Below are 20,501 nucleotides of genomic sequence, written 5' to 3'. Positions count from 1 at the left end.
GTTACTTTATCAACAGTGAATGAAGAACGTCTGAAGAAAAAACGGTATCAGGAAATCTACCAGATTTGCCACCCGGTACTTGCTTCAGTATTTCTTCATTTTTAGCTCATGAGAACTTCAGGGTGAGCATTCAAACTGCGCGTTCTGGTGTTTAAAACCGCTTGTATCGTAATTAGTTGAATCCACAAGGACTTCTTTAATGAGAAACATCGAACTGCATCATAAGTTCCTCCATTCGCTCTTGGGGCGTACCCTGAAAAAATTATTGTCGGGCGCTGTCCTGGCGTTACTGACCACCCCAATACTGGCAGCAGAACAGAAACAGGGCAACGAGTTGACCCTAGGGGGAGGCGTGGATGTTGCGCCACGTTATTCTGGTTCGGATGAAAGCCGCGTCACGACTGCCCTGGTGATTGATTACTCTATGGCAAATGGTTTCTTCGTCAGCACCACACGTGGTATCGGTTACGGTAACAGCATCGGCAAGTTGGATTACAGCGCCGCGCTGAGCTATCGCGCAGGGCGTAAGGATCGTGACATGGACAGCGACTCGATCAGCTACGGCAGCGACGACTTGCGAGGTATGGGTGACGTAAAAGGATCAGCCATCGGTGTGCTTGGTCTGGGGTATAAGGTGACGGACTGGCTTAATTTGCAATTGCAGGCTGAGGTGCCGGTTTCTCAACGAAACAATGGTGAAGCCCTGCATTTTGGCATTATCAGCCCACTCTATACGTCATCGAAAAATTCCGTCACGCTGGCGCTGACCAGCAGTTGGGGGACTAGCGAGTACATGCAGACTTACTACGGGGTAAATGCATCCCAGTCGGCCGCATCGGGGTTTGCCCAACATGATGTCGGATCGGGGATTTATGCCTATTCACTGAACACTGACTGGACGCACAAGTTCAACCAAAATTGGAGCATGGTTGCCGCAGCAGGCTTTACGCAGTTGACTGGTGATGCACGCAATAGCCCAATTGTTCAACGAAAAGCATCGCCTACCGGAAGCCTAAAGGTGACATATAGCTTCTGATCGTTGTTAGACGCGTGCTTCAAGGCAGATTGTGGCTATACACTGTCAATCAGTACACATTCGAACCGCCCCAGTTCAGATGATGGGGCGGTACTCAGCTCACCCACTCGCCCTGCTTATGTCCTGTTAATCAGAGTGTAAGTCTCCCGTCAAACCGGACCATCTGTTTTTGGCAAATCGGATCTAACTCACCGTGATGTTTACAGCGTCTGTTTTGGCACTAGGCGGCCAGACCGAGGAGTTGCTAGGTCTGCCGTCCACCAATGTGGAGCGGCATGACGAATCACCCGATAGAAGGTCTACTCAAGTTAACAATCGGCTGGTAAAAAATCGCAGATAAAATTAAAGCCACTAAAGTGGCTTCATTCATCTGCTTTTACAAAGCGATTAGTCTCTCGAAAAGACACTGAAGGACTGACTGTCGCTTGCCAAGAATGACATGGGCAGTTAGTTCCTCCTGTTCTGTATCGTAGGAGTAAAGGATGCGATAACCATCCCTGGTAATACATTCACGATAACGGTCACAGCCTAATTCAAGCAAGTCAGGTGAAAACTGACAACTCTCAGGGAAAACATCAACTTTCTTTTCAAACTCATCGAGTTGTTTATTAAGTACTTCTTTTGGCTCTTCAACACTGGTCGAAAGAAAATTCAAAAGATTGCGAGCAGTGAGTTTGAACGTTTCGGTGTAAATAACACCTTTTTTTGTGTTGCTTTTAGGCATGTGCCCTCCAGTCATAGCAAGTATTAAAGACTTGCCATTAACTGGTCACGACTATACGTGCGTCCCTCGCTTTTGTCCTTTTCAGAGATAGTTAAGAGTTTCAGCAATGCGATTGCATTATCTCTTTTCAAGCGCTCTTCATACGACTCAACAACATAAGCGGGCACACCGTTTTGTGTGACCAATAATGGCTCTGCAAGATCAAGCACCGCGGCGTGCTTTTTCAGATAACTAATGGTTTCGACTCTCATAGTCTTTCCTCTTAATAAACCTCTATTTAACGAAGCAACTCATTTCATTTGAGTATCATTTAACTCCGTGCTGACGCTAAGTGGTCAACAAATCATCGGCACTTAAGCCGCTTTTAGTTCAATCATCATATTGTGACCCCATCCGCATGGGGTTACCCGAAGGTGGTCTTAATTTAGACCTAATTAAGACTAGTGTCAACCCCTTAGCATGTTTTATTTTAGTGGGCAAGTTTTTTATGGTTTTACGAAACCAAAATGTGGGGCATTCACCTTCACTACTACGAAGGTTATCAGTTAACATCTGCACGTTTTAACATCCTCCGAATACTGGTGAGGATGTGGGTAGATGCCTATGATTCCTATGACGATGAAGGGCTAAGCCCCAAATATAAAGGACCTCAACGAGCGAGGAGCGGACTTTTGTCTATGTATAAAGAGAGAAGGAGATAGCAGATCGTCTGAAAGCAGAGGAAATAAGTCCAGAGCGTGGCGGCGAACTAACTCATAGAGTGGTCATGAATACGAAAAGTCGCCTGAAGAAGTGGGGCTACTTGGACTAATGGTCGGATATGGTTAAGTGATACCCCGGCTATCAACCGAGAATTGATTTATGCTTTCGCACCTACATTATCAACGTTCGTAAATTGTCCCGTTCGGGCGCATGTACATACCATCACTCAGATAAACGTCTTCGCCATCCTCAACACTTAGGTCAGAATAAATATCGACCATGCCAGGTTCGACAATATTCGTCGAAATCCCATGAGCATCGAAGAGCTCAAAGAAGCGAGTGACCCATTCCTCGTTGACCTCATCTTGTATAGTTTTGCCGTGATCTATAGTAATGGAAAACATGGAGATGCAATTATTCTGAAAGCGGTCTACTTTATTCTCAGGTTGAAGATGATTTTCTTGGGCTAACGTCTCAGCGACCGAAAAAAGGAGCTTCTGGTCTACTGGCAGCTTGTATCCGATAGTCAAACCACCCCCTATGCGAATTCTCTCTTCGGGCCTCGTTGGTGTCTGCACTTCAAAAGAATTACCATCATCATTTTGAGCTAAAAAGCGGACGAAAACCGTGTCTCCACGGACTAACATCCAATCCTTTCCATGTTTTGGTTTCATTGCTTTAACTATCTGCGGTTGTAATGCTGACATGCTCATGGTGTTAGATACCGAAAAGAAAAACATGAAAGAGATTATACCGACTAGAGTGTTTTTTTATAGCTCCGCTACTCTTGGCGAGCATCACAGAAAATGACGCTTCAAGCCAACGTCCGCTCCTGGCACGAAGCTGCCTGTCACCCATCAGACAGTTATGAGCGAGGAACAGACCTTGCAGTGGTATGTTAGACAACATGGAACCTATTTAATCTGAAACTTCAAAATGAAGTCACTTCCAGTGAAAATCAACCATTGCCTGACCTGTGGCCAGCCAATGAGCAAAGAGCCAGAAACGCTAAATCTTGATTGTGGCGGCGATTGTTTAAGTTGTATGGCCTGGCATGGCGATCCAGACGCAATTGAAGTTGTTGAAAGGCTTACTGGCGAGAAAGTTAACGTCCGTAAAAATTCATATCGTTCCTGAAAGGGTTAAGGGCACTCAGCGCGAAAAGCAGAAGTGAGAACGGAAAAATGCATTCCTGGTATCAGCGAAGCTGAATGTTTCAGAATAGAACGTGGGGACTGAGTCAATTCAAGCAGGGTGAAATTTTTATTAATGAGAATCAAAACCTGAACAATGTTGTTGCAGAGGAGCAATACGGGCAGTATGGATGCTACCTGAAACAATAATAAATAAGGGATTTTAATGTTCCGAAAATCGACTCTGGTGACTTTACCTCTGCTGATGGCATCGGTATTCCTGCTGACAGGATGCCCCGCAGCACCGGATATAACACAATGGCAGCGTCCTGATACGAATATCGACGGCGTACGCGTCGCGATGGGTAAATGCGGTGTGCAACTCCCCGGCCCCGATATCCCCAAAACGGATAATGAGTCCGTTCTGTATTACCACTGCATGGAGAATATGGGGTTTACCCGTAAAGACGGATTCAAAATTTGCAGCGTTCGTGTTTACCATGATACACCAGCCTGCCGCAAGCAAGAGCAGGGGCACCCCTTGAGTCAGAGCCAGCTAGAAGCACTGCCTTTTGTCGCAGACAGAGGGTTTCATCCGATTAAGCCTGATTCCGGCGTGAGCATGTTTTCCTTAATTACTTGGCGTAAAGTGGGGTCCTCGCTGCATTTTTCTCATGAAGTTGAAAACGACAAAGAGGCACTGGCGGTGATGTATCAATGCGGTTATCCGCAACCTTTGGGCTCGACGCCTTACGTGCCGACGCTTCGCAAAGCCGCTAATGTTCAGCAATGCATGCTGGATAAAGGTTTCGAACCGAAAAACAAACTCAATCTAGTATGTCGCAATTATCCGCAAGTCACGGGCTGCCCAAAAACATAACGCATCCCCTGAACTTATCCCGAAGAAGTTGTATAGACACTGTCGGTATCTCCGCCAATGATTATGATGGTCTCTCAAGAGCGAGGATCGGACATAATTGATCTGCCCCAATCCAGATGAGGGTTTCTCTTAGGTTCCCAAACGCATGTGATGCCGCAAACCTTTTCTATAGGCACCGAAGGAACCACGTTAACGGCATAATTCCCGCCCAAAGTCTGGGTTCTTAGGCCGCTGGCGACTAAGCGCCCTACGTCGGGCGTGGCATCAGTGCTACAGAAGAATGCCGCTGTTTATCACGCACGAAATCTTATCTCTTCCTTGAAATGCGTTTTGCTGTCACAACGCGATTTGTTAAGCCTTTCGTTGGCAGTCTATACGCCCGCACCGCTACGCCTCCGCACATCCTTACGGCCAATCAGAATATTATATTACTTAAATGCATATTCTTTGGTGATTTACTTCGTTCAGTTTCGATTTGCAGCAGATCTACTATGTGGCATCCACCATTTTCAACAGAGTGAAATGCTATGAAAAGTGCCAACGCCGTTCTCGACCTGATCGGTCATACGCCGCTGCTGGAGCTCACCCAGTTTGATACCGGCCCCTGCCGACTGTTCGTCAAACTGGAAAACCAGAATCCCGGCGGCTCGATTAAGGATCGTGTGGCGCTGTCCATGATCGAAAACGCAGAGCGTCAGGGCTGGCTAAAGCCAGGTGGCACCATCGTTGAAGCCACCGCTGGCAATACCGGACTCGGTCTGGCGTTGGTCGCCGCACTGAAGGGCTATCATCTGATTCTGGTGGTGCCGGACAAGATGAGCCGCGAGAAAATCTTTCATCTACGTGCGCTCGGTGCCGAAGTGCGGCTCACCCGCTCTGATGTCGCCAAAGGCCACCCTGATTACTATCAGGACTATGCCCGTCGTCTGGCAGAGGAAACGCCTGATGCGTACTACATCGATCAGTTTAATAATCCGGCCAATCTGGAGGCGCACTACCGCACGACGGGCCCCGAACTGTGGCAGCAGATGGAAGAGCAGATTGACGCTATCGCCGTCGGCGTGGGTTCCGGTGGCACGCTGGGCGGGTTAACCCGCTACTTCGCCGACGTGTCGCCGCAAACTGCGTTTGTGTTGGCCGACCCCGCCGGTTCGATTCTGACGGACTATCTACAGCGCGGTGAATATGGTGAGACAGGAAGCTGGCTGGTGGAAGGGATTGGCGAAGATTTCGTGCCGGCACTGGCCGATTTCACTCAGGTTACCCACGCTTACGCGATTGATGACGCCGAGTCCTTCCACACCGCTCGGGAACTGCTGCGTAAGGAAGGCGTGCTAGCTGGCTCCTCCAGCGGCACGTTACTGGCCGCCGCCCTACGCTACTGTCGGGCACAAACCGAGCCTAAGCGGGTCGTCACCTTCGTTTGCGACAGCGGCAATAAATACCTGTCCAAGATGTTTAACGATTACTGGATGATAGAGAAAGGACTCATCACGCGCCCGTCACACGGCGACCTACGCGATCTCATCACCTATCGCCACGATGAAGGTGCCACGGTTTCGGTGTCACCTGACGACACGCTCAGCGTAGTACATGCCCGTATGCGGCTCTACGACATCTCCCAACTCCCCGTATTAGACAACGACCGCGTCGTCGGCGTCATCGATGAATGGGATCTGCTCAACAGTCTCAAAAACGATACCCAGCATTTTTCACTGACGGCGCGCGAGGCGATGTCCGATCAGGTCAAGACGCTGCCAAAAGAGGCGTCGCCTGACGATCTGCTGGCAATTTTTGACCGGGGATTTGTCGCCGTGATTCTCGACGGCGATCGTTTTCTCGGTTTGATCACGCGTACAGATGTCCTGAACCACTGGCGGCAGACGCTTCACTGATACGTTGCTCACGCTTCTCTTTTCTTATCACTTAGGATGTGAACCATGCCTCAATTCGATACCCAAACCGTTCACGCGGGCTATACCCCAGACAGCACTGGCGCGGTTATGCCCGCGATTTATGCGACCTCCACATTTGCTCAGCCCGCACCCGGTGAACATACCGGCTACGAATATTCACGCAGCGGCAACCCGACGCGTGCGGTGCTGGAGGCGGCGATTGCCGAACTGGAAGGTGGGACGCGAGGATTTGCGTTTGCCTCCGGTCTAGCCGCCAGTTCTACGTTGTTGGAACTGCTCGATCAGGGTAGCCATATTGTGGCTGTGGACGATCTCTACGGAGGCACCTGGCGTCTGTTAGAAAATGTCCGCAAGCGCACCGCCGGATTACAGGTGACCTACGTTGACCCCGCCGATCTCACCGCGCTGGAACACGCCATTACGCCGCAGACAAAAATGATTTGGGTCGAAACGCCGACCAATCCACTGCTGAAACTGGCCGATCTGGCAGCCATCGCCACGCTAGCTAAAAAGCATCAGATCATCAGCGTGGCGGATAACACGTTTGCTTCACCGGCGATTCAGCGCCCGCTGGATGTGGGGTTTGATATCGTGGTGCACTCCGCAACCAAATACCTCAACGGCCATTCAGACGTGATTGCCGGGCTGGCGGTGGTCGGCAAGAACAGTGAACTGGCGTCACAGCTGGCCTATCTGCAAAATGCGATTGGCGGCGTGCTCGACCCATTCAGCAGCTTCCTGACGCTGCGCGGCATCCGCACGCTGGCGCTGCGAATTGAACGTCACAATCAAAGCGCCCTTCAACTCGCACACTGGCTGGAACTCCAGCCGCAGGTGGAGCAGGTTTACTATCCGGGGCTACCGAGTCACCCGCAGCACGGCTTGGCACAGCAGCAGATGCGCGGCTTTGGCGGCATGATCTCTGTGAGGTTGAAAGGCGATGAGGACTATGCGCGTGAGGTTATTAAGCGCACGCGGCTATTTACGCTGGCAGAGAGTCTGGGCGGCGTGGAAAGCCTGATTAGCCAGCCCTACTCCATGACCCACGCTTCCGTGCCGTTGGAAAAAAGACGACAAAAAGGCATCACGCCACAGTTGCTGCGTTTATCAGTGGGGATTGAAAATGTGCAGGACTTAATCGACGACCTGTATCAGGCACTGAATGTGAACGCCGTGAGTTAACTGCACACAACCTAGCTGATGCAGAACACATTCCAGTGCAAGAAAGCGACAAGGTTTCGTGCGTGATAAGCAGCAGAGTTTTTCTGTGGCATTGATGCCACGCCCGACTTAGGGCGCCCAATCGCCGGCGCCCTAAGAACCCAGGCTTTTGGCGGAAATTATGCCGCTAACGCGGTTCCTTCGGCGACCATGCCCGCCTTTCGAGCCGTCAGTGACGCGTTCCTGACGCGGCACTGACTTTCGCGACGTCCTGTCGCTCACTCGGCGTTCATGTTCACCTCAGCATAATTTTTTACGCCATGCGGAGAAATACCATGAACAATACGATTTGGCTTAAGTTTGTCAGTGGTCTTAACTAACAAACGCCGCCTGCAATCGTGAGTCGTGATTAATAACGCTCCAGCCAGTGAGCGTAAGGTGCTGGCAGCGTCCACGAGGCGCGTTCGATGCCCAGTTCGCGGGCGGCCTGATAGCTCCAGTGCGGGTTCGCCAAATGCGCTTTGCCTACCATCACCAGATCCAACTGACCCGATGCCACCGCCTGTTCAGCCAGTTCCGGCGTGCCGAAGCCCCAGGCGGAAGAGACAGGAAGATCGGCCTGTTCGCGTACCTGCTTAGCAATCGGCCCCATAAAGGCGGGTGCCCACGGCACATTCGCTGCCGGCGTAGAAAAACCAATACTGACGCTCAGCATATCCAGCCCTGCGGCTTTAAAGCGACGCGTCAGTTCAATGGATTCCTGCAAGGTTTCTTCATCACGACCGTCAAATTCAATCACGCCAAAACGGGCGGTCAGCGGCAGGTGCTGTGGCCACACGTCGCGAACGGCAGCCAGCGTTTCCAGCAGAAAACGGCTGCGGTTGTCAAAACTGCCGCCGTACTGATCGTTACGCTTATTGGAATGAACGGAGAAGAAACTCTGTGCCAGAAAGCCGTGAGCAAAATGCAGCTCCAGCCATTCAAACCCGGCTTCCAGTGCACGGCGAGCCGCCGCGACAAAATCATCGCGAACGCGGGCGATATCTTCCAGCGTCATTTCCTGCGGCTGTTTAGACAGATTCGCACTGAAAACTTCTGCGGAAGGGGCAATGGTCTGCCAGCCGCGTGAGTCGCCCACAGGGATATGATCGTCACCTTCCCAGGGAATATTGGCGCTGGCTTTGCGTCCAGCATGCGCAATCTGAATTCCCGGCACGGAGCCTGCATCCTTAATGGATTTAGCGACCTTGGCAAACGCCTGCGCCTGCTCATCGTTCCAGATACCCGTGCAGTGCGGCGTGATGCGGCCTTCGGGTGCGACAGCCGTCGCCTCCACGATAACCAACCCAGCACCGCCGCGCGCCAGCGAGGCATAATGCACCTGATGCCACTCGTTGATCAGGCCATCATTCGCGGAATAGGTACACATTGGTGCAACAGCAATACGGTTACGTAACGTAATGTCTTTCAGCTTAAAGGGTTGAAACAGTGCGGACATAATTTCCTACCTTGTCTGGTTATTTCGATATTTCGATATTATTCGAATAATAGATTTTAGACAACCCTGACGCTATAATTCACCCATGAGACCTTTTAAGCACCCTACCCCCGATGAGTTTACCCTTGAGCGCGTCCTGTACGCCTTGAGCGATCCCCTGCGCTTGGAAATCGTCCGCTGTCTGGCCGTGCAAGGAGAAGCTACATGCAGCGAGCTTGACGGGGGTCGCCCGAAATCCAGCGTGTCGCACCATTTTCGCGTCTTGCGTGACTCGGGCCTGCTGCATACCACCAACATCGGCACTACGCACATCAACCGACTGCGCCGCAGCGACATGCAACAGCGCTTTCCCGGCCTGCTCGACGCCATTCTGTCTCAACCCGCCGAGTAAATTTTCGCATCAATGGCGGCCTTTCCGCCATTGCACCGCCTCCGTGATTCCAACCTCTCCGCTATTCCAGCATTGATGCTTTGCTTTGCATTTCTATGAATATAGCGACCGCCATTTTTCCATTACTCTGATGCTGATACAGGTTTTATGAGGCAGCGTGGATGGACTACTACATTGGCATTGATATCGGGACCTCAAAGGTCAAATCGGTACTATTCGATGCCGAGTTCAATGAACTGCTGATTGCGTCAGCCAACACCGTCACCTACTCTCCGCTGCCCGGCTACGCTGAGCAAGATATGTCTCATGTGTGGGACGGTGTGCTCTCTACCCTGAAAACGCTGGCTGCTTCACCGCTGCTACAACAGGGTCGCGTGCGCGCCATCGGGCTGGCCGGACAGGGTGAAGGCGTCTGGTTGAGCGATCGCAACGGGCAACCCATTCGGCAGGCCATCCTCTGGAGCGATACCCGCACAGCGGAACAGGTTTATCAGCTTAAACAGCGCCCAAACCTAGAAGCGACGCTCTTTCCGGAAACCGGTTCTCCCCTGCTCCCTTGTAACAGCGCGCAGCAGCTACGCTGGCTTGCACAGCATCAGCCGGATGCGCTGAACGAGGCCGATTACTTCTTTTTTGCCAAAGACTGGGTTCGCTTTCGGCTGACGGGACAGGCGAATCTGGAACTGACAGATGCGGGTACGTCGTTGCTGGATCTGCATAGCGAGACGCTGTCAAAAACCGTGTTGGATAAGCTGGAGTTACAGTCGATTAGGCCGCTTTTTCCGCCGCTGCTTTATCCCGATGACATCGCCGGAACGCTAAGCGACAGCGTCGCCGCACAAACGGGGTTGCCCACGGGAATCCCCGTTTGTGCAGGCGCACTGGATGTATCTGCCGCCGCGCTGGGTATCGGCGCCATTCACGACGGCGATATCTTTACCATTCTCGGCACCACCTGCTGTACCGGCATCGTGTGCCGTGGTTTAACGCAGGTGAGCCTACAAACCCGGTTTGTCGCACACGCCTGGCCGGGACACTATCTCAACCTCTTCGCCATGCAGTCAGGCACGCCGAATATCGACTGGGCGTTGAGCACATTGGCTGATGAGGCCGATTTTCAGACGATCAACGCGCGTATTTCTCGCGTGCCACCCGGCAGCGGCGGCGTCTTCTATCAGCCTTACCTTAATGGTGAACGCGCACCGTTTTACAGCACATCGGCACGGGCGGGATTTTTTGGTATCGAACAATCCACGACCAACGCGCATTTACTGCGCGCGGTCTTTGAGGGGCTCGCCTATGCGATTACCGATTCGCTCAGTGGCTATCCTGCCCACGGCGATCTCTACATCGCCGGTGGCGGTGCGGCCTCAGCGACTTGGCTGCAAATCATCGCGGACTGCACCGGACGGCGGGTGATCGCCAGTTCGGTCAAAGAGCTCAGCGCATGCGGTGCCGCTCGCCTTGCCGCCCTGTCCGTCGGAGAAAGCGCCAACATCGTTCCCGCCGCCAATGCGCAGGCGTCGACGTTTCTCCCCGATGCTGACGCCCATCGGCAGTATCAGACACTGTTTCCGGTTTTTCGCCAGCTGCGCGACCAGCTACAGCCACTCTGGCAGGCACGGGCTCAGGCGCTTAATGCACTAGAGAACCGAGGCGCAGCACACTCGCACATGGTTCCTACCTCACAGGAAAGTATTGCTTCATGAAAATCGTATTTACCGCCGAATATGGCGGCAACCTTGATGCCTTTCAGGCGCTGGGGGAGTTGGTGGTAGACGGCTGGGCTATCGGTCAGCCCAAACTGAGCGAAGCGGCGCTGATTCATCTGGCGGAGAACGCCAACGTTATCGTCACCAGCTATGACGATATTACCGCCCGCGTCATTGAGGCTTGCCCTCACCTGCGGCTCATCGCCTGTACCCGCGCCAACCCGGTTAACATCGATATCGAGGCCGCACGCCGCCGGGAAATTCCGGTCCTTTACACGCCCGGGCGCAATGCCGATGCCGCAGCAGAATTAACGTTGGCGCTGATGCTGAATGCCACACGCCACATCCCTCAGGCCCATAGCGCGCTCAAACGCGGTGAGTTCACGCGTGAAACCCACAGCGCGACACAGACGCAGGCCGGATTACGGCAGGACGTAGTGTGGGACGTAGACAAGCACAGCCCGTATGAAGTGTTCAAAGGCGGCGAGCTGCGTAATAAGACGCTCGGCATCATCGGCTATGGCAGCATTGGTCATCGGGTCGGGAAACTGGCGCGCGCCTTCGGTATGCAACTGCTGATTGCGGATCCGTACGTTGCCGCCGAAGAGATCGACGAACCGGGCATTCGCAAAACCACGCTGGACGAGCTGTTTTCTCAGTCCGATTTCGTCAGCCTGCACCTGAACAGCACGCCGCAGACCAAAGGGCTGGTCAACCTCGACAGGCTCAGAATCATGCGCCCCAACGCCTATCTGATCAACACCTCGCGTGCCGCCGTCGTTGTCGAAGCCGATCTGATCACGGCGCTACGCGAAAAGTGGCTGGCAGGTGCCGCACTTGACGTTTATGACAGCGAGCCGCTCTGGCGTCATCACCCGTTTATTACCGAATTTGATAACGTGGTACTCACGCCACATATTGCCGGTGCGACGCGGGAGACGTTGGTGAAGCACACCGCAATGATCGCCGCCGACCTACAGCGGTTCATTCGCGGCGAACCGCTGCTTTACGAATGGAAATAAACGCGGCACCGATCGAGTAGGTCAATGTCTCCTAGTAGGTCAATGTCTCCTAGTAGGTCAGCACCTACTAATAGGTAGGCGCTTCTGCCATAAACTGCAACGTATGTTCCCAGTCAATCACGCCCGCATCAGAGCCCAGCCCGGTAGCCACCAGCCCAGACACTGCCGAACCAAGCTGGCAAGCCTGTTCCAGACCCCAGCCTTTCGCCAGACCGGCAATAAAGCCGCCACAGTAGCTGTCGCCGCAGCCAGTGGTATCCGATACCGCCACACGGTAGGCGGGAATGCGCAGCGCAACATCCTGACTGAACACGTAAGATCCTGCCGAGCCGGCTTTGAAAATACAGGTGCCAACGCCGCGATCGAGAAAGAAAGCCGCAATCTCTGCCGGTTGCGTCAGGCCGGAGATAAACGCAGCCTCTTCAAGCGACGGCATAAAGTAGTCTACATCCGGCAGCAGCGGTGTCAGCAGCGAAAGCGTCTCTGCATTCGGCGCAATCAGATCGAAGCTGGTCGTCAGCCCTTTAGCTTTGGCGTGGCGAAGCAGACGCGCACTCTGCCCCTGATCCATTTTCGCCAACAGCCCTGTACCGCCGTGGTGTAAGAAACGCGCATTGCACACAGCGTCAAAATCCTGATCGTTGATGAACAGGTGATCTGACGCCCCGCGATAGTGCAATGCCGGGCGCTCACCGTCTGGGCGAATGGTCAGAATCGTCGCCGAGGTCGACGCCGCCGTCGTTCTCTGAACCAGAGAGCAGTCGATGCCCAGCTTGCGATAGGTCGCCAAAATAAAATCGGCTTTTTCATCCTCACCGAGGCAGGCCGCCGTCGCCGTGCGGATACCCAATTTAGCCGCGTTCATCGCAGCACCGCTGGCCGTCCCAGCAGGGTTAAGGCGAATTTCATCGATAAAGTGGACGCCGCCGCCTTCAGGCAAACCGGTCACTGGCCGACCGGCGACATCCAGAATGGTTAACCCAACAAAAACTGCATCAAATTGACTCACGCTGACCCCTTCACGTTCTGTTTTTTATTCGTGTTCTGCTTTTTCTTCATGTTTGAACATTTACTGCCGCTGACGCAGCCGCCCTTGCAGGAAAGAGAGCGCCAGCGCCAGTACCAAAATCACGCCGCTCAGCGCATCTTTTACGATGAAGTTCAGCCCCATCAGGTTCAAACCGTTGGCGATCATGCCGAGAAATAACACGCCGATTAGCGTCCCCGTGACGTTGGGCCGTCCCTGCGCATGAAACGCGGTACCGATAAAAACGGCGGCAATCGCGTCCATCAGGTAAGCCTGTCCGGCCAGCGGCGTAAACTGACGCAGATTGGCGGATAACACGACGCCGCCGATGGCGCACGTCACCGACGTGACAATCAGCAGCCAGAACATCGTACGCCGCACATTAACGCCCGCAATCAGCGCCGCTGGCGCATTCAACCCCATAGCATGGATACGTTTACCCGCAATCGTCCGTTCAAATAACAGGTAATAGGCAAACCACAGCACCGCGACAATCACGATCGGCACCGGAATGCCCCACAGGTCACCCACAGCCAGCTCGTGGTACTGCGGTGCCATCCGACGGTAAGCGATCGGCCCGCCGCCCTCGGTATAGATTCGCTCAATACTGCTGCCGATAAACCAGGTTCCCAGCGTTGCCAGGAATGGCTTAATCCGGCAATGAATAATCAGCACCGCGTTAACCAACCCCACCAGCGCACCACCCGCCAACGCGGCCAATACCGCAGCCTGCCACGGCAGACCATAGACTTTGAGTGCCACCAGCGCGAAGGCGGCGCCAAAATCCAGCGCAACGCCCACCGACAGATCGATCCCACCGGCCGTCACCACCAGCGTCATGGCCAGCGCCACAATCAACAGCACCGCGCTACCTTGCAGCAGATTCCCCCAGTTGCCTAACGTCAAAAATATCGGGTTTTGCAGCGAGAAAAACACCAGAAAAGCCAGCAGAATGACCAGAAAACCATAGCGGATAAAGAACGACAGCCCCAGTCTGCCGCCCGGCAACGCAGGTTGCGCCGCCAAAGAAGAAGGTTTCACGCGTGACTCCTTTGCCTGCGTAGCGAGGCGGCGGCGAGCACCACCAGAATCAGTACGCCCTTAATCGCGCCGACCCAGAAGATATCGACTCGCAGCAGCGCCAGACCGTTCGACAGGGCGTTCACCAGCAGCGTGCCCAGCAATGCCCCCCAGATGGTGACCACCCGACGGCGAGAGAACGCCGCGCCAAGAAACGTCGCCAGTACCATCTCCAGTAACAGCGGCTCTGCCGTACCGGGCGAGCTGCCGGATCCTTGCGCCACCAGCGTCAGCGAGGCCAGTGCCGCCGCCAATGCACCTAACAGATACGAACCGATAACCAATGGCATATGGGAAATGCCCGACAGCTGCGCCGCTTCGCGGTTTCCACCGGCGGCCTGCAAATGCTGACCCCAGCGGCTATGGTGAACGATAAACTGAAACAAGAGGAAGACCAGCAGCATAAACCAGACCGCCAGCGGCAGACCCAGCAGAGTGCTATCGCGAAACGCCACAATTACCGGATCGCTCACGCTGATGCGTCGCTGTTGGGTCAGCAAATTGGTGAGTCCAATAACGGCTACGGAACAGGCTAATGTCGCCAACAGCGGCGGTAGCCGAATCGCCACCACCAGCGCCGCATTCACCGCCCCCGCCAGTAACGCGGCCCCTGCCACGCATACAATCAACCACGAATAGCTGATATCCGCGTTCGTCAAACCGTCGCTGATTATCGCTACGGCAAGTACCGCAATCGCGGGTAGCGAGAGATCGATACCGCCGGAGACCACATCGTCACCGCCGCCCGTAATGACGCAGACGAGCCCGAAGCACAAGATCGCCAGCGGCGCGCTTTGCCGTAAAATAATGGTGATATTTTGCCAACTGAGAAAATAAGGCGCACTCAGGCAGAGAAACAGCAGCAGCGCCGCAAACAGCAGTAAGGGAATATGATTGAAAAGTCGGGCTAAATGCGGCGTCGAGCGGATGGATTGTAAGGCGCGAGTCATTCCGCCTCCTGCGTTCGGCCGCTGCTGGTCAACGCCAGCAGGCTATCCAGAGAGAGGTGTTCCGTCGGCACATCGGCGATGAGTTCACCGCGCCACATCACCAGAATGCGATCGCAAAGCCCCAGGAGTTCGCCGTCATCGCTGGAAGAGACAATAACGGCCCGCCCTTCTGCCGCGAGCTGCCGGGTAAGCTGATAAATTTCCGCTTTCGCGCCAATATCGACGCCCAGTGTCGGTTCATCCAGAATAAGCAGCCGGGTATCGGTCTTTAGCCAGCGCGCCAGTATCACCTTCTGCTGGTTGCCGCCGCTTAAATTGCGCACAGGAACGCTGACATCGCGCGGCCGGATATCCAGCGTCTGCGCCAGATGATTCGCCTGTGCTACCGCTTGCTTACGCCGCAGCCAACCGCGCCAGGCTACCGCAGGTAAAGAAGCCAGATTGATATTGTCCGCCACCGATAGCGGTAAAATCAGTCCGTCATGACGCCGATCGCGCGGCACCAGCGCCATTTTCTGTGCGATGGCCTGTACCGGAGAACACGGACGCAGCGTCTGACCATTGATCGCAATATGTCCCTCACGGGCAGGCGAAATACCATAGAGCGCATCAATCAGCGCCTCACGCCCCGAGCCTAACAGTCCTGCAATGCCGACGATTTCTCCCGCCGCCACCTGAAAACTTATCGGCTGAAAATGTTGTCGATCCGTGAGCTGTTCAACCTGTAGCAAAGGCGTCTCACTTTTCTCTGCCTTTCGTTTTCCGTCAAACAGACTAGCAATCTCCCGTCCCACCATCAGACGAATCATTCCATCGATATCCTTCGTCTCAGGATCGTCCAGCGTCGTCACGCCCTTACCATTGCGTAACACGGTGACGCGATCGCAAATATCTGCAATTTCATTGAGATAGTGGGAAACATAGATAATGGCGATGCCGCGCTGTTTCAACGTCTGGAGCGTATGCAGTAGTTGCGCAGCTTCACGCGCCTCCAGCGGCGCGGTCGGCTCATCAAACACCACCAGCCGCGCCTTGCCATCAATCAGTGCCCGCGCAATCTGTACCAGTTTACGTTGCGCCAAACTTAAATCCCGAATGAGCTGGTTAGCATCTATCGATAAATTGAACGTGTGCTGAAAAAACTGTTCCGTTTCACGCTGCATCGCCCGACGATCGACGCCTCGCCAGCGGCTCACAAATTCCTGCCCGAGAAACACCGATTCCGCCACGGTAAAATGGGGAATCAGATGCAGTTCCTGATGGATAAAACGAATGTCGTGTGCGTGAATAACCGCTGGCGTCACGGCAGTCAGCCGCTGTCCATCGATAGCGATCTCGCCGCCGTCTGCGGCATAAACGCCAGCCAGTACCTTGATTAAGGTTGACTTCCCCGCGCCGTTTTCCCCAATCAGGCCAAGAATTTCTCCCGGCCGAACCGTTAGCGATACGTTGTCCAGCGCAGGAACCCCTGCAAACTGCTTGCTGATGTGCGTCATTGCCAGACCGCCGCCGGACGGCGACGGGGCTGCGTGATATCCCACCATAGCGTTATTTCAGTTCGCCATAGCCAAGCTGTTTATAGACGGCTTTGGCTTCCGCCTCTCCCTTGACAGGTAACACTGGCACAAACGTCTGCGGCAACAGCGTGACACCGGCGAAATAGCGGGCAACGTTTTTCGCCGATGTTGTACCAATCAGACGCGGCTGCTGCGCAACGTTGGCAACAAACGGACTGCCTTTTTCAGCCATAATTTCCAGCGTTTCTGGCCCGGCATCAATCGCCGTGACCTTCACATCCTTATCACGCCCGGTTTCTTCCAATGCTTGTACTACGCCGATGGCCGGTTGATCCCAGCAGGCAACATGGATCGCATCCAGTGTGCCTTTCGGGTGCTGGCTCAGCAGCTCAAGGGTTTTCTTACGCGCATCTTCCGGTGAGTTGGAATATTGCTCAGCCAGCTCAGGCTGAATGATTTTTATCCCCGGATAATCTTGCAGGACGTATTTCCACAAATCATAGCGGATACCACAGATGCGCAGCGCGTTGGAGAAGGCGTTGAACACCGCAATATTGCCTTTTCCGCCCAGCGCATCCGCCGTGTAGCGCCCGATCGTCGAACCGATCGCGTAGTTATCCGACGTCGTGTTATTAATGGAGTAAGACGAGACATGATCGACGGTAAAAACCGGTATTTTCGCGTCACGCAGCGCTTTAAATTTCGGCTCTACCGCGCTGTCGCCGAGAATACTGATCACCGCATCAACCTTACGCGCCAGCAGGATATCGTGGTTATTGGCATGAACCTGATTATCACGCCCGCCATCCACGCCCACGACCTGTCCACCGAGTTTCTCAATCTCTTCGGTCGCCCCTTTGTAGGCCTCACGATCCCAAAAATGCTGTGTCCCCACGACGGCGACACCAATGGTTTTTCCCTTCAATGACAGTGTCTCATCCGCTGCCTGAACAGAGGTCATTACCCCCGCGGCCAGCACGCACGCAGCAAGACGAGAAAAGCGAGTCTTCATCATTTTTATCCCGGTTTTTATAAAATTATTAGCAGTGAAAGAGATTAGCAACGGGAAAAGTTAAATCGAAATAACAAAAATGATAATGGCTAGTGATTAAATAGAAATAGCATTGATACACAGATGTAATGATTATTACCTATTGAATTTGCAGGAATAAGTTATAAAAAAAGCATCTTGTTTTTTATCCATATAAAGTTAATGGTTAAGTTTCTTCTATACCTAAGGGAAAAGCAGACATGACAACGCTATCGATTTACCACCGTCCGCAGATCACACAACCCGTCCAGCAGATCACCACGTTTAATGACATCGCTTCCCTGCTCGCCAGCGCTGGGATCCAGCTAGAACATTGGCAGACCGACGCACCTCCGCTCGACGCCAGCAGCGAAACCATTTTGGCTCAGTACCGTGCCGATATTGAACGTCTCAAACAGCAGGAAGGCTACACTTCTGCCGACGTGATCAGCCTGACGCCAGATCATGCGGAGAGACTGGCGCTGCGGGAAAAGTTTCTTCAGGAACACACCCATAGTGAAGATGAAGTTCGCTTCTTCGTACGCGGTAGCGGAAGCTTCTTTGTGCCGATTGGCGAGCAGGTTTTCCAGCTTACCTGTGAGGCCGGCGATCTCTTACGCGTTCCCGCCAACACGCCACACTGGTTTGACTGCGGCGAATTCCCTGATTTTGTTGCGATCCGAATTTTTACTAATCCAGAAGGCTGGGTTGGGCACTTTACCGGACGGGAGACGTTTCACTAATTCCACGATCGTTTCTGCATTTCTCCGCCGTTCCCTTTATACTGTGCGTTTTGTACCAAGACGAACGGCGAGACCCCTTCCGTAATGATGAACAACGATGTCCTGCGCAGCGTGCGCTATATGCTGAATTTCAATAATGACCACCTGCTGAAGATCCTGGCGCTGGTGGAGATGACCGTCCCTCCCCAGCAGTTGGCGAGCTACGTCAAAAAAGAGGGAGAGGAAGGCTATCAGCCTTGCCCGGACATCGTGATGAGTTATTTCCTGAACGGGCTGATTCTGCAAAAACGCGGTCAAGATGAAAACCAGCCTGCACCGCAGTTTGAGCGCAAGATGACCAACAATATTATTCTGAAAAAGCTGCGTGTCGCGTTTTCACTAAAAACGGATGATATTCAGGCGATCCTGCTGGCACAAAATTTTCGCATTTCAGTGCCGGAAGTCACCGCGATGATGCGCGCACCTGACCATAAAAACTATCGCACCTGCGGCGATCAGGTGATCCGCTACTTCCTGAAAGGGCTGACGGCACGAGTACGCAAAGGCTAAAAGCGCCGTTAACGAAAGACGTGGGCGTTGCCTGACTGACCTTCCTCGTAAGGGCATCAGCAACGCTCAGTTTTTAGTGCGGTATTGTTTAGCTCAGTATCAATGCTGTGTGTCATGCAGGATAGCCGTGACTAACTGCTCCAGCTCTTCGTTTTCAATTCGGGTAATTTGCCGCACTTTTTCTTTATCCATACCCGTTAACAGCAACTCTCGGGCAATCTGTCTGGCACTGTTTTTCATCCCTTGTTCAATGCCCTGCTCCAATCCTTGCTGAATACCGCGTTGGATTCCTTCCTCGAATCCCATTTTTTTCAATTGTTCTGCAATCGTCATAATGTCCTCCTGACCGGTTGATAGCGGTGCAGCCAGTGCATCAATAAAATCTGCGGGTTTGGATGTGTTTCCCGCTTGTGCAATATAAAATAACAGCGCACGACGCTGCGTCAGCGGCACCGACCAGCGTTCAAATAGTAACCCAATCTCACGCGCCAACTCCAGCATATCACGGGTACGAATATGCTTCTGTACCAGTCACGTGCAAAACTATTCATTTTTAAAACAAGGCGCTGGCTGTAGGCAGGGAGCCGTTACCGTCAGGCTGCTGCATGTTTTTCCATCGTCAACCGCGCAGGAGCAGCGTCGACCTGCAGCGCCGGATGACGGCAGAAGCGGACGACGTCACCGACCACCAGCAGGCTAGGCGACTGTGGTTGATAGCGTGCCAGCAGTGCCGGTAAGGTCGCCAGTGTTGCGGTTAATAGCCGCTGAGCCGGCTGGGTGCCGCGTTCGATAATCGCGACGGGCGTCTGCGCGGACAGCCCGTGCTCGATCAGGCGCTGGCACAGTCGACTGCTGTGGCTCAGCCCCATATAGAACACCAGCGTTTGCTGGCTGTCCGCCAGCGTCGGCCAGTCCAATTGTGGTTCGCCATCGCGCGAATGCCCGGTCACGAAGCGTACCGACTGCGCACAGGCCCGGTGCGTCAGCGGTAGTCCCACCGCCGCCGCACAGCCTGTCGCGGCAGTAATACCAGGCACCACATGACAGACAATCCCAGCCTGCTGGGCATAATCCATCTCCTCGCCGCCGCGCCCAAAAATAAAGGGATCGCCGCCCTTGAGACGAATCACCCGTTGCCCGGCCTGCGCCAACTCGACCAACAGTTGATTGATTTTCTCCTGCGACAGACGGTGGCAGCCGCGCGTTTTTCCGACGTCGATGCACAGCGCCTGCTCCGGCACCAGATCCATAATCTCCGCCGACACCAGCCGATCGTAGACCACCACATCCGCCTGCTGGATTGCCCGCAGCGCCTTCAGCGTCAGCAGTTCTGCATCGCCCGGCCCTGCGCCCACTAACCAGATTTCACCGCCGAGTACAGGCTGACGGCGCTGGCCTGCGGCCAATATTGATTGTGTTGTCATCATGTC

Annotated in this window: 19 protein-coding genes and 1 pseudogene; 9 read left to right on the top strand and 11 right to left on the bottom strand. The window is 53.8% G+C overall.

The window, feature by feature from the left end:
* Nucleotides 1-199 precede the first annotated feature (199 nt).
* Nucleotides 200-1,036, top strand: coding sequence for a MipA/OmpV family protein (locus BUB06_RS12575; protein ID WP_039471371.1), 837 nt, complete (start codon nucleotides 200-202; stop codon nucleotides 1,034-1,036).
* 376 nt (nucleotides 1,037-1,412) lie between these two features.
* Here the strand turns inward: BUB06_RS12575 and BUB06_RS12570 are convergent, their stop codons facing one another.
* The 3 genes from BUB06_RS12570 to BUB06_RS12560 all read right to left on the bottom strand — a co-directional run bounded on the left by BUB06_RS12570 (nucleotide 1,413) and on the right by BUB06_RS12560 (nucleotide 3,169).
* Nucleotides 1,413-1,760: a hypothetical protein gene (locus BUB06_RS12570; protein WP_004114521.1), complete on the bottom strand. Its 348-nt coding sequence runs from the start codon at nucleotides 1,758-1,760 to the stop codon at nucleotides 1,413-1,415.
* A gap of 23 nt (nucleotides 1,761-1,783) precedes the next feature.
* Entirely contained in the window at nucleotides 1,784-2,011 is a 228-nt protein-coding gene (locus tag BUB06_RS12565) for a type II toxin-antitoxin system Phd/YefM family antitoxin (protein WP_004114519.1), read from the bottom strand.
* A gap of 630 nt (nucleotides 2,012-2,641) precedes the next feature.
* Nucleotides 2,642-3,169 carry a hypothetical protein gene (locus BUB06_RS12560; protein ID WP_153266395.1) on the bottom strand — a complete coding sequence of 176 codons (528 nt, stop codon included), beginning with the start codon at nucleotides 3,167-3,169 and terminating at the stop codon, nucleotides 2,642-2,644.
* A 652-nt stretch (nucleotides 3,170-3,821) separates the two neighbouring features.
* Here BUB06_RS12560 and BUB06_RS12555 point away from each other — a divergent pair.
* From BUB06_RS12555 to BUB06_RS12545, 3 genes are all read left to right on the top strand, one after another.
* The gene (locus BUB06_RS12555; protein WP_010298983.1) at nucleotides 3,822-4,475 is read left to right on the top strand and encodes a hypothetical protein; all 654 of its coding nucleotides are present in this window, start codon (nucleotides 3,822-3,824) and stop codon (nucleotides 4,473-4,475) included.
* A gap of 527 nt (nucleotides 4,476-5,002) precedes the next feature.
* Nucleotides 5,003-6,370 (top strand): pyridoxal-phosphate dependent enzyme, encoded by a 1,368-nt coding sequence (locus BUB06_RS12550; RefSeq protein WP_039471367.1) that lies wholly within the window; start codon nucleotides 5,003-5,005, stop codon nucleotides 6,368-6,370.
* A gap of 45 nt (nucleotides 6,371-6,415) precedes the next feature.
* Nucleotides 6,416-7,573: a trans-sulfuration enzyme family protein gene (locus tag BUB06_RS12545; RefSeq protein WP_039471365.1), complete on the top strand. Its 1,158-nt coding sequence runs from the start codon at nucleotides 6,416-6,418 to the stop codon at nucleotides 7,571-7,573.
* Nucleotides 7,574-7,961: 388 nt separating this feature from the next.
* Here BUB06_RS12545 and BUB06_RS12540 read toward each other — a convergent pair whose 3' ends face one another.
* Nucleotides 7,962-9,050 (bottom strand): NADH:flavin oxidoreductase/NADH oxidase, encoded by a 1,089-nt coding sequence (locus BUB06_RS12540; protein ID WP_039471364.1) that lies wholly within the window; start codon nucleotides 9,048-9,050, stop codon nucleotides 7,962-7,964.
* 85 nt (nucleotides 9,051-9,135) lie between these two features.
* Here BUB06_RS12540 and BUB06_RS12535 point away from each other — a divergent pair, with 85 nt between their 5' ends.
* The 3 genes from BUB06_RS12535 (at nucleotide 9,136) to BUB06_RS12525 (ending at nucleotide 12,175) form a co-directional block, all read left to right on the top strand.
* Entirely contained in the window at nucleotides 9,136-9,441 is a 306-nt protein-coding gene (locus tag BUB06_RS12535) for an ArsR/SmtB family transcription factor (RefSeq protein WP_072012983.1), read from the top strand.
* Nucleotides 9,442-9,602: 161 nt separating this feature from the next.
* Entirely contained in the window at nucleotides 9,603-11,150 is a 1,548-nt protein-coding gene (locus BUB06_RS12530; RefSeq protein ID WP_039471360.1) for an FGGY-family carbohydrate kinase, read from the top strand.
* The gene (locus tag BUB06_RS12525) at nucleotides 11,147-12,175 is read left to right on the top strand and encodes a 2-hydroxyacid dehydrogenase (protein WP_039471358.1); all 1,029 of its coding nucleotides are present in this window, start codon (nucleotides 11,147-11,149) and stop codon (nucleotides 12,173-12,175) included. Before BUB06_RS12530 ends, BUB06_RS12525 begins: the two co-directional genes overlap by 4 nt.
* A gap of 67 nt (nucleotides 12,176-12,242) precedes the next feature.
* Here BUB06_RS12525 and BUB06_RS12520 read toward each other — a convergent pair whose 3' ends face one another.
* The 5 genes from BUB06_RS12520 to BUB06_RS12500 are packed head-to-tail and all read right to left on the bottom strand — an operon-like array spanning nucleotide 12,243 to nucleotide 17,761.
* Complete coding sequence (locus BUB06_RS12520; RefSeq protein ID WP_039471356.1) at nucleotides 12,243-13,184, bottom strand: carbohydrate kinase family protein; 942 nt, start codon at nucleotides 13,182-13,184, stop codon at nucleotides 12,243-12,245.
* A 60-nt stretch (nucleotides 13,185-13,244) separates the two neighbouring features.
* Nucleotides 13,245-14,243, bottom strand: coding sequence for an ABC transporter permease (locus tag BUB06_RS12515; RefSeq protein ID WP_039471354.1), 999 nt, complete (start codon nucleotides 14,241-14,243; stop codon nucleotides 13,245-13,247).
* Nucleotides 14,240-15,232: an ABC transporter permease gene (locus tag BUB06_RS12510; RefSeq protein ID WP_039471352.1), complete on the bottom strand. Its 993-nt coding sequence runs from the start codon at nucleotides 15,230-15,232 to the stop codon at nucleotides 14,240-14,242. Before BUB06_RS12510 ends, BUB06_RS12515 begins: the two co-directional genes overlap by 4 nt.
* The gene (locus tag BUB06_RS12505) at nucleotides 15,229-16,776 is read right to left on the bottom strand and encodes a sugar ABC transporter ATP-binding protein (RefSeq protein WP_039471351.1); all 1,548 of its coding nucleotides are present in this window, start codon (nucleotides 16,774-16,776) and stop codon (nucleotides 15,229-15,231) included. Before BUB06_RS12505 ends, BUB06_RS12510 begins: the two co-directional genes overlap by 4 nt.
* A 4-nt stretch (nucleotides 16,777-16,780) precedes the next feature.
* Entirely contained in the window at nucleotides 16,781-17,761 is a 981-nt protein-coding gene (locus tag BUB06_RS12500; protein WP_039471941.1) for a sugar ABC transporter substrate-binding protein, read from the bottom strand.
* A 239-nt stretch (nucleotides 17,762-18,000) separates the two neighbouring features.
* On the opposite strand from BUB06_RS12500, the gene BUB06_RS12495 reads away from it, so the two are divergent.
* Both BUB06_RS12495 and BUB06_RS12490 read left to right on the top strand, forming a co-directional pair.
* Nucleotides 18,001-18,522, top strand: a complete 522-nt coding sequence (locus BUB06_RS12495; protein WP_039471349.1) for a 1,2-dihydroxy-3-keto-5-methylthiopentene dioxygenase — start codon at nucleotides 18,001-18,003, stop codon at nucleotides 18,520-18,522.
* 84 nt (nucleotides 18,523-18,606) lie between these two features.
* A complete protein-coding gene (locus BUB06_RS12490; protein WP_039360165.1) occupies nucleotides 18,607-19,071 on the top strand; it encodes a YehS family protein in 465 nt (154 codons plus the stop codon).
* A 99-nt stretch (nucleotides 19,072-19,170) separates the two neighbouring features.
* On the opposite strand, the pseudogene BUB06_RS12485 reads toward BUB06_RS12490, so the two are convergent.
* Nucleotides 19,171-19,602: pseudogene (locus BUB06_RS12485) on the bottom strand (RpnC/YadD family protein); the annotation flags it as partial.
* Nucleotides 19,603-19,664: 62 nt separating this feature from the next.
* Nucleotides 19,665-20,498 (bottom strand): uroporphyrinogen-III C-methyltransferase, encoded by an 834-nt coding sequence (gene cobA / locus BUB06_RS12480; RefSeq protein ID WP_039471346.1) that lies wholly within the window; start codon nucleotides 20,496-20,498, stop codon nucleotides 19,665-19,667.
* Between the last annotated feature and the right edge of the window lie 3 nt (nucleotides 20,499-20,501).

The sequence above is a fragment of the Pectobacterium carotovorum genome, from assembly GCF_900129615.1.
GTDB classification, from domain to species: Bacteria; Pseudomonadota; Gammaproteobacteria; order Enterobacterales; family Enterobacteriaceae; genus Pectobacterium; species Pectobacterium carotovorum.
Note: the sequence above shows the minus strand (reverse complement) of the source record. Positions and strands in the feature narration are given on the sequence as shown.

What these genes read in the sequence shown, in the direction of transcription:
- BUB06_RS12570 (WP_004114521.1), bottom strand. Translation starts at nt 1,760, where the DNA reads ATGCCTAAAAGCAACACAAAAAAAGGTGTTATTTACACCGAAACGTTC.
- BUB06_RS12535 (WP_072012983.1), top strand. Translation starts at nt 9,136, where the DNA reads ATGAGACCTTTTAAGCACCCTACCCCCGATGAGTTTACCCTTGAGCGC.
- BUB06_RS12510 (WP_039471352.1), bottom strand. Translation starts at nt 15,232, where the DNA reads ATGACTCGCGCCTTACAATCCATCCGCTCGACGCCGCATTTAGCCCGA.
- BUB06_RS12565 (WP_004114519.1), bottom strand. Translation starts at nt 2,011, where the DNA reads ATGAGAGTCGAAACCATTAGTTATCTGAAAAAGCACGCCGCGGTGCTT.
- BUB06_RS12495 (WP_039471349.1), top strand. Translation starts at nt 18,001, where the DNA reads ATGACAACGCTATCGATTTACCACCGTCCGCAGATCACACAACCCGTC.
- BUB06_RS12550 (WP_039471367.1), top strand. Translation starts at nt 5,003, where the DNA reads ATGAAAAGTGCCAACGCCGTTCTCGACCTGATCGGTCATACGCCGCTG.
- BUB06_RS12530 (WP_039471360.1), top strand. Translation starts at nt 9,603, where the DNA reads ATGGACTACTACATTGGCATTGATATCGGGACCTCAAAGGTCAAATCG.
- BUB06_RS12540 (WP_039471364.1), bottom strand. Translation starts at nt 9,050, where the DNA reads ATGTCCGCACTGTTTCAACCCTTTAAGCTGAAAGACATTACGTTACGT.
- BUB06_RS12525 (WP_039471358.1), top strand. Translation starts at nt 11,147, where the DNA reads ATGAAAATCGTATTTACCGCCGAATATGGCGGCAACCTTGATGCCTTT.
- BUB06_RS12490 (WP_039360165.1), top strand. Translation starts at nt 18,607, where the DNA reads ATGATGAACAACGATGTCCTGCGCAGCGTGCGCTATATGCTGAATTTC.
- BUB06_RS12505 (WP_039471351.1), bottom strand. Translation starts at nt 16,776, where the DNA reads ATGGTGGGATATCACGCAGCCCCGTCGCCGTCCGGCGGCGGTCTGGCA.
- BUB06_RS12560 (WP_153266395.1), bottom strand. Translation starts at nt 3,169, where the DNA reads ATGTCAGCATTACAACCGCAGATAGTTAAAGCAATGAAACCAAAACAT.
- BUB06_RS12545 (WP_039471365.1), top strand. Translation starts at nt 6,416, where the DNA reads ATGCCTCAATTCGATACCCAAACCGTTCACGCGGGCTATACCCCAGAC.
- cobA (WP_039471346.1), bottom strand. Translation starts at nt 20,498, where the DNA reads ATGATGACAACACAATCAATATTGGCCGCAGGCCAGCGCCGTCAGCCT.
- BUB06_RS12500 (WP_039471941.1), bottom strand. Translation starts at nt 17,761, where the DNA reads ATGAAGACTCGCTTTTCTCGTCTTGCTGCGTGCGTGCTGGCCGCGGGG.
- BUB06_RS12575 (WP_039471371.1), top strand. Translation starts at nt 200, where the DNA reads ATGAGAAACATCGAACTGCATCATAAGTTCCTCCATTCGCTCTTGGGG.
- BUB06_RS12555 (WP_010298983.1), top strand. Translation starts at nt 3,822, where the DNA reads ATGTTCCGAAAATCGACTCTGGTGACTTTACCTCTGCTGATGGCATCG.